Here is a 6,425-nt window from a genome sequence, read left to right as displayed (position 1 = left end):
TTGAGCTGATTGTACCGGTGGCTATCGAAGAGGGCTTGCGCTTCGCTATTCGCGAAGGTGGTCGCACCGTCGGTGCTGGTGTTGTAACCAAGATCCTGGATTAGCATAGCGTAAACCGGTGACGGGGGCGTGGTTCTCCACCACGTCCCCGTTGATTGGAGAAAAAGATGGCTAAACAGAAAGTTCGTATTCGCCTGAAGGCGTATGACCATAAGATCCTCGATCAGTCTGCACGTCAGATTGTCGAGGCAGCCGAGCGAACAGGTGCGCTCGTTGCCGGACCTGTTCCGCTTCCTACCAAGATCGAGCGCTATAGCGTGATCCGGTCTGGTTTTATTGATAAGGACTCTCAAGAGCAGTTTGAGATTCGCACGCACAAGCGACTGATCGATGTGCTTGATCCAAGCCAGCAAACGATTAATGCTTTGATGAAACTCAATCTGCCGGCTGGCGTCGATATTGAGATTAAGTTGTAGAAGAAATGTAGACGTAAGTGCTCTGGTGACACTTTCGTTCTTTGTTAATCAGAGTAACGAGCGTCGGAAATGCAGCCGCTGCGCAAAGACGCACGCTGCGGAGGTGCATCAATGATTCACGGATTGTTAGGTCGTAAAATCGGGATGATGCAGTACTTCACCGCCCAAGGCATGGCCATTCCGGTGACGGTCATTGCTGCCGGCCCCTGCATCGTCACCCAGATTCGCACGCCGGAGCGCGATGGCTACAGCGCTGTGCAGCTCGGTTATGAAGAAGTTGAGCCGCGCAAGCTGACCAAACCGCAACAGGGTCACCTGAAGGCATCGGGTGGCAAAATGTTGCGTTATCTGCGCGAATTCAGCGCCGATGATCCCCAGGCGCACACCCCTGGTGAGGTGGTGACTGTTGAGTTGTTCCGGCCTGGCCAGAAGGTTGACATCTCTGGTACGTCAAAGGGCCGCGGGTTTGCCGGTGTCGTCAAGCGTCACGGTTTCCGCGGTGGTCCAAAGACGCACGGTCAGAGCGACCGCCATCGTGCTCCTGGTTCTATCGGTGCTGGTACAACTCCGGGCCGTGTATGGAAAGGTCAACGCATGGCCGGTCGTATGGGTGGCACTCGGGTTACTATCCAGAATCTGGAGGTCGTCGAGGTGTTGCCCGAACAGAATTTGCTACTGGTGAAGGGCTCCGTTCCTGGCGCCCGCAATGGCCTGCTTCAGATCCGCAAAGCGGTGAAGGGCTAGAGGAGAAAAGTGATGCAGGCAACACTCTATAATCAGGCTGGCGAACAGGTGGGCGCCATTGAGGTTAGTGACTATATTTTCGGCATTGAGCCGAACGTGGCTGTTATGCATCAATACGTTGTGATGCAAAACGCCAATGCCCGCCTTGGTACTCACAACACACGTGGTCGCGGCGAGGTAAAGGGATCAACACGCAAGCTTTATCGCCAAAAGGGCACCGGACGCGCCCGTCAGGGTTCGATCCGTGCTCCCCATCACAAGGGTGGTGGTGTAGCCCACGGCCCCCATCCACGCTCGTATCGCCTGGCTATGCCGCGAAAGATGCGTCGGCTAGGTGTACGCTCGGCACTATCGGCGAAGTTTGCCGCCGATCAAATTCGCTTTGTTGATGAGCTGACATTTGAACGGCCACGCACCAAAGATTTTATCGCTTTCCTCAAGGCGCACGGCCTTGCCGACAAGAAAACCCTGGTCGTGATTGATAGCAAGAGTCCGGCGAATGAAAATCTGCGCCGCTCGGCCAACAATTTGCCGCAAGTGAAAACATTGCTGGCACACTACCTCAATGTGCGCGATCTTCTCGTCTACGATCATATCGTGATGCCAAAGGCTGCCGTTGAAGTAGTGGAGAGCTATCTCGGCGAGCGTACTCGCGTGGCAACGCCGGCGCAGGAGGAATAACCATGCTGACGCCGTATGATATTCTGATCCGTCCGCTGATCACTGAGAAGAATACCAGCCTCATGGAACTCAACAAGTATACGTTTGAGGTGCACCGTGAGGCGACCAAACCGCAAATCAAGCATGCGGTTGAGACGATCTTCAACGTGAGGGTTACGAAAGTCCACACGATGAATGTTCGTGGCAAACTTCGTCGGCGTGGTCGCTCAATGGGCTATACTCGCGATTGGAAGAAGGCGATAGTAACCCTTGCCGAAGGCGATCGGATCGAGATCTTCGGAGCATAAATCACTGCCGGAATGAAGGTAGTGATTGGCGACGGTTCGCACTGAAGAGCCGTCGCCCGTAAAGGGAGAACAACAATGGGAGTTCGCATCTACAAACCAACCTCGGCCGGTCGCCGCAATATGTCGGTTTCGACCTTCGAGGAGATTACAAAGAAAAAACCAGAGTCACGCTTAATCGAACCGTTGCGCAAGAAAGCTGGCCGTAACAACCAGGGCCGGATTACGGTGCGCCATCGCGGTGGTGGCCATAAGCGCTTCTATCGCATTATCGATTTTAAGCGCAACAAGTTTGGCATTCCCGCAAAGGTACAGGCCATCGAGTACGATCCGAATCGTACCGCTCGCATTGCGCTGTTGGCGTATGCCGATGGTGAGAAACGCTACATCATTGCGCCACTTGGTCTGAAAGTTGGTGACACAGTGATGAGTGGTCCTGATGCGGAAATTCGGATCGGCAACGCATTACCGCTGAGCGCTATCCCGCTCGGTACCCAGATTCACAATATCGAGCTTGAAATCGGGCGTGGCGGTGTGCTGGTTCGTTCGGCTGGTACCGCAGCCCAATTGATGGCTAAAGAAGGTGATTATGCCATCGTGCGCATGCCCTCCGGTGAGATGCGCATGATCCACCTGCGCTGTATGGCTACTATCGGCCAGGTTGGTAATGTTGATCACCAGAACATTCGTCTCGGCAAGGCTGGGCGTTCGCGCTGGCTGGGCCGTCGTCCGCGCGTGCGTGGTGCTGCTATGAACCCCCGTGACCATCCCCACGGTGGTGGTGAGGGTCGCGCACCTCGCGGTATGAGCACGCCAAAGACGAAGTGGGGCAAGCCGGCACGTGGCGTCAAGACACGTCACAACCCGCGCTTCGACCGCTTCATTGTTCGCCGGCGCAAGTAATGCTGTCTTGTCGGGTGACAATCGTTGTTGCCCAGCTGTATTGGGCAACAACGATTGGTTGTCGGATGCGCTGAGAGTCTTGATAGTCGCCGAAACAGGTTCACGGAGACTATAAACGGGCGTGGAGAGATTGTACAACCGCTTGCGGTTAATCTCGTTGAAGCGTCAAACGTGGCTGGAGAAAGGCAGCCTTCCAGGTCTGCACTTGTCGCAGGACTGGTAAAGCAGGAACTATGTCCCGCTCGTCGAAGAAGGGGCCATACGTCGATATTAAATTACTCGATAAAATTGAAGCGATGAATAAGGCCAATGAGAAGCGGGTGATTCGCACATGGTCGCGTGATTCGACCATCTTCCCGCAGATGATTGGTCATACAATTGCGGTGCATGATGGCCGTCGGCACGTGCCCGTCTATATTACAGAGAACATGGTCGGGCATAAGCTGGGCGAATTCGCGCCCACACGTTTCTTCCGCGGCCATGGTGGCAAAAAGGCCGATAAGCGCGGGAAAGTGAAGTAGCTCCCGCTGATAGGCTCGATTGCATCTTACCAGAAACGTGGTAAAATAGCACGCTTGTGGTGATGCTTCGGGTAGCAATACGAGAAGAGCAATGGAAGCAAAAGCTGTTACCCGCTATGTGCGAATCTCACCATTGAAGGTTCGCCTTGTCATGGATGTTGTGCGCGGTATGAATGTCGATCGTGCGCTGGCAACTCTCCGCTATATGCCACAAAAGGCAGCACGTGAGGTTGCACGCACTATCAAGTCGGCTGCTGCAAATGCCGAACACAACTTTGACATGGATCGCGAGTCGTTGTACATCAAGACCATTTATGCCGATCAGGGTCCGGTCTTGAAGCGCATTATGCCACGGGCGCGTGGTATGGCGAATCGCATCCGCAAACCGACCACTCACATTACTGTGGTGGTAGCCGACAGGTCGGAGTACTAGTAGAGGGAGGCTCGCTTGGGGCGCAAAGTACATCCGATTGGCTTCCGGCTCGGCTATATCAAGGACTGGCAATCGAAGTGGTTCGCCGAAGGCGAAGAGTACACTCGTCAGCTCCACGAAGATATCGAGCTGCGCAAGCTGATTAGCAAGGAATTGCAAAGCGCTGGCGTGTCGCGGATCGAGATCGAACGCTCGGCCAATAAGATCGAGATTTCGGTCTACACGGCTAAACCCGGCATTGTGATCGGGAAACGCGGCACGAATGTTGACACGTTGAAGAGTGCATTGGAGCGCAAGACCGGGAAGAAGATTAAGCTCAATATCAAAGAGATTCATCAACCCGAACTTGACGCTCAGTTGGTCGCGGAGAGCATTGGTGAACAAATCACCAGGCGCGTGAGTTATAAGCGCGCAATGAAGCAGGCAGTTCAACGCGCTATGCGTCTTGGAGCGCAGGGAATAAAGGTGCGGTGCTCGGGTCGCCTTGGTGGTGCCGAGATGTCGCGTGTACATGAAGAGGCAGAGGGTCGCGTGCCACGCCATACGCTGCGCGCTGATATCGATTACGCCCAGGTACATGCGCATACTACCTATGGCCGGATTGGAGTAAAGGTCTGGATTTACAAGGGAGAGGTCTTCCCGAACCAGGTCGCTAAAGTCCCGGCTGAACCACCAGCAGCCGCGCCCACGCCCGCCCCCGAGCGGCGTGAACGCCAGCCGAGGAGGAATAGCAATGCTTCTGCCTAAGCGCACGAAGTACCGCAAGATGCAGAAAGGGCGTAGCCCCGGCCTCTCGTACCGCGGCAATAATGTCGTGTTCGGCGAGTATGGCCTGATGGCACTCGAACCGAGCTGGATTTCCAGCCGCCAGATCGAGGCTGCCCGTCGTGCAATCACGAACTATGTCAAGCGTGGTGGTAAGGTCTGGATCCGTATCTTTCCAGACAAACCCGTTACCCGCAAGCCAGCTGAAACCCGTATGGGTGGTGGCAAAGGTTCAGTCGATCACTGGGTTGCTGTCGTTAAGCCCGGTCGAATTATGTTCGAGCTGGCCGGTGTGCGCGAAGATGTAGCTCATGAGGCCCTGCGTCGCGCTGCGCAAAAATTGCCGATTAAGTGTAAGGTGATTGATCGCGAAGAGCAGGGAACGATGGCAAAGCCCGAGGAGGTGAGCAGTGAAAGCGAATGAACTGCGCACCCTTGACGATGCGCAATTGCGCGAGAAGTTGGCCGAGTATAAGGTCGAGTTGTTCAATTTGCGCTTCCAAAAGGCTACTGGCAAGTTGACCAACACGGCACGGCCGCGATTGGTGAAAAAAGAGATTGCGCGCATTCTCACCATTCTGCGCGAACGTGAATTGGCGCAGGCTGAGCTCGGCTAACGAATATGGAGCAGAGCATGATGACCGTAGAACAAAAGCGCAAGACGACAAAAGTTGGTCGTGTCGTCAGCGATAAAATGGACAAGACGGTAGTGGTGGCCGTGGATTATCTCAAACCACACCCACTCTACCGCAAGATTATTCGACGCACGAAGAAGTTTCACGCCCACGATGAAGAAAATGTCTGTAAAGTGGGTGATACGGTACGGATTGAAGAAACCCGTCCGCTAAGCCGCACAAAGCGCTGGCGGGTGGTAGAAATTCTGAAGCGTGGCGAGGAGGAATAGCCATGATCCAGCCTCAAACACGGCTTAAGGTTGCCGATAATACCGGGGCAAAAGAGATCATGTGTATCCGGGTCCTCGGAGGTTCACGGGTGCGCTACGGTCGAGTTGGCGATATTATCGTTGCCTCGGTAAAGGTTGCTACACCCGGCGGCCAGGTCAAAAAGGGCGATGTCGTCAAGGCGGTAATTATCCGCACGGCCAAGGAATACGGTCGGCCTGATGGCTCTCATATCCGCTTTGATGATAATGCAGCGGTGCTGATTGGTAAGGAAAATAACCCTCGCGGCACCCGTATCTTTGGCCCGGTGGCCCGTGAGCTGCGCGAGAAGCAGTTTATGCGAATCGTGTCGCTCGCCCCGGAGGTGCTGTGATGCATGTGAAGACTGGTGATGAAGTGCTGGTGATTGCCGGCAAAGATAAGGGGCGCCGGGGAAAAATTAAGCGCGCCCTGCCGGCTGTCAACCGAGTTGTTGTCGAAGGGATCAATATCGTTAAGCGCCACCAGAAGCCGCGTGGCCCTGGTCGCCCTGGCGGTATTATCGAAATGGAAGCGCCGCTCCACGCATCGAATGTGATGCTGATTTGTCCGAGCTGTGGCCGTGCCTCGCGCACGGGCAAGCGCTTCCTTGAAGAGACCGATCACAAAGGCCGACCACGCAAGGTACGCTATTGCAAGGCCTGTGATGCTGTAATTGATAAGTAGTCTGTTCAGGG

The 6,425-nt window shown here is 54.8% G+C and carries 14 protein-coding genes; all 14 read left to right on the top strand.

The genetic code is table 11. The features are described from left to right. Nucleotides 1-104: hypothetical protein (locus tag VAE57_RS17025; RefSeq protein WP_322823029.1), on the top strand; the 104-nt coding region annotated here is incomplete at its 5' end. A 63-nt stretch (nucleotides 105-167) separates the two neighbouring features. Next, on the top strand, nucleotides 168-476 hold the full coding sequence (gene rpsJ / locus VAE57_RS17020; RefSeq protein ID WP_012258230.1) for a 30S ribosomal protein S10: 309 nt from the start codon (nucleotides 168-170) through the stop codon (nucleotides 474-476). A 111-nt stretch (nucleotides 477-587) separates the two neighbouring features. After that, nucleotides 588-1,220, top strand: coding sequence for a 50S ribosomal protein L3 (rplC, locus tag VAE57_RS17015; RefSeq protein ID WP_012258231.1), 633 nt, complete (start codon nucleotides 588-590; stop codon nucleotides 1,218-1,220). Nucleotides 1,221-1,232: 12 nt separating this feature from the next. Beyond that, complete coding sequence (gene rplD / locus VAE57_RS17010) at nucleotides 1,233-1,901, top strand: 50S ribosomal protein L4 (RefSeq protein ID WP_012258232.1); 669 nt, start codon at nucleotides 1,233-1,235, stop codon at nucleotides 1,899-1,901. A gap of 2 nt (nucleotides 1,902-1,903) precedes the next feature. After that, on the top strand, nucleotides 1,904-2,188 hold the full coding sequence (gene rplW, locus VAE57_RS17005; RefSeq protein WP_322823027.1) for a 50S ribosomal protein L23: 285 nt from the start codon (nucleotides 1,904-1,906) through the stop codon (nucleotides 2,186-2,188). Between the two features lie 75 nt (nucleotides 2,189-2,263). Next, entirely contained in the window at nucleotides 2,264-3,088 is an 825-nt protein-coding gene (gene rplB, locus VAE57_RS17000; RefSeq protein ID WP_322823026.1) for a 50S ribosomal protein L2, read from the top strand. A gap of 233 nt (nucleotides 3,089-3,321) precedes the next feature. After that, nucleotides 3,322-3,609 carry a 30S ribosomal protein S19 gene (gene rpsS, locus VAE57_RS16995; protein ID WP_015909214.1) on the top strand — a complete coding sequence of 96 codons (288 nt, stop codon included), beginning with the start codon at nucleotides 3,322-3,324 and terminating at the stop codon, nucleotides 3,607-3,609. Nucleotides 3,610-3,700: 91 nt separating this feature from the next. Continuing rightward, a complete protein-coding gene (gene rplV / locus VAE57_RS16990) occupies nucleotides 3,701-4,042 on the top strand; it encodes a 50S ribosomal protein L22 (RefSeq protein ID WP_012258236.1) in 342 nt (113 codons plus the stop codon). 15 nt (nucleotides 4,043-4,057) lie between these two features. Beyond that, nucleotides 4,058-4,789, top strand: coding sequence for a 30S ribosomal protein S3 (gene rpsC, locus VAE57_RS16985; protein WP_322823025.1), 732 nt, complete (start codon nucleotides 4,058-4,060; stop codon nucleotides 4,787-4,789). Next, a complete protein-coding gene (gene rplP, locus VAE57_RS16980) occupies nucleotides 4,776-5,231 on the top strand; it encodes a 50S ribosomal protein L16 (RefSeq protein WP_012258238.1) in 456 nt (151 codons plus the stop codon). Before rpsC ends, rplP begins: the two co-directional genes overlap by 14 nt. Next, nucleotides 5,218-5,424, top strand: a complete 207-nt coding sequence (gene rpmC, locus VAE57_RS16975) for a 50S ribosomal protein L29 (RefSeq protein WP_322823024.1) — start codon at nucleotides 5,218-5,220, stop codon at nucleotides 5,422-5,424. Before rplP ends, rpmC begins: the two co-directional genes overlap by 14 nt. A gap of 17 nt (nucleotides 5,425-5,441) precedes the next feature. Further along, nucleotides 5,442-5,711, top strand: a complete 270-nt coding sequence (gene rpsQ, locus VAE57_RS16970; RefSeq protein ID WP_416208472.1) for a 30S ribosomal protein S17 — start codon at nucleotides 5,442-5,444, stop codon at nucleotides 5,709-5,711. A 2-nt stretch (nucleotides 5,712-5,713) separates the two neighbouring features. Then, complete coding sequence (gene rplN, locus VAE57_RS16965; RefSeq protein WP_012258241.1) at nucleotides 5,714-6,082, top strand: 50S ribosomal protein L14; 369 nt, start codon at nucleotides 5,714-5,716, stop codon at nucleotides 6,080-6,082. Beyond that, nucleotides 6,082-6,414: a 50S ribosomal protein L24 gene (gene rplX, locus VAE57_RS16960; protein ID WP_012258242.1), complete on the top strand. Its 333-nt coding sequence runs from the start codon at nucleotides 6,082-6,084 to the stop codon at nucleotides 6,412-6,414. Before rplN ends, rplX begins: the two co-directional genes overlap by 1 nt. Nucleotides 6,415-6,425 lie beyond the last annotated feature (11 nt).

The organism is Chloroflexus sp. (genome assembly GCF_034434295.1).
In the GTDB taxonomy this organism is placed as follows: Bacteria; Chloroflexota; Chloroflexia; order Chloroflexales; family Chloroflexaceae; genus Chloroflexus.
The sequence above is the reverse complement of the archived record's forward strand: the minus strand, read 5'-3'. Positions and strand labels throughout refer to the sequence as shown.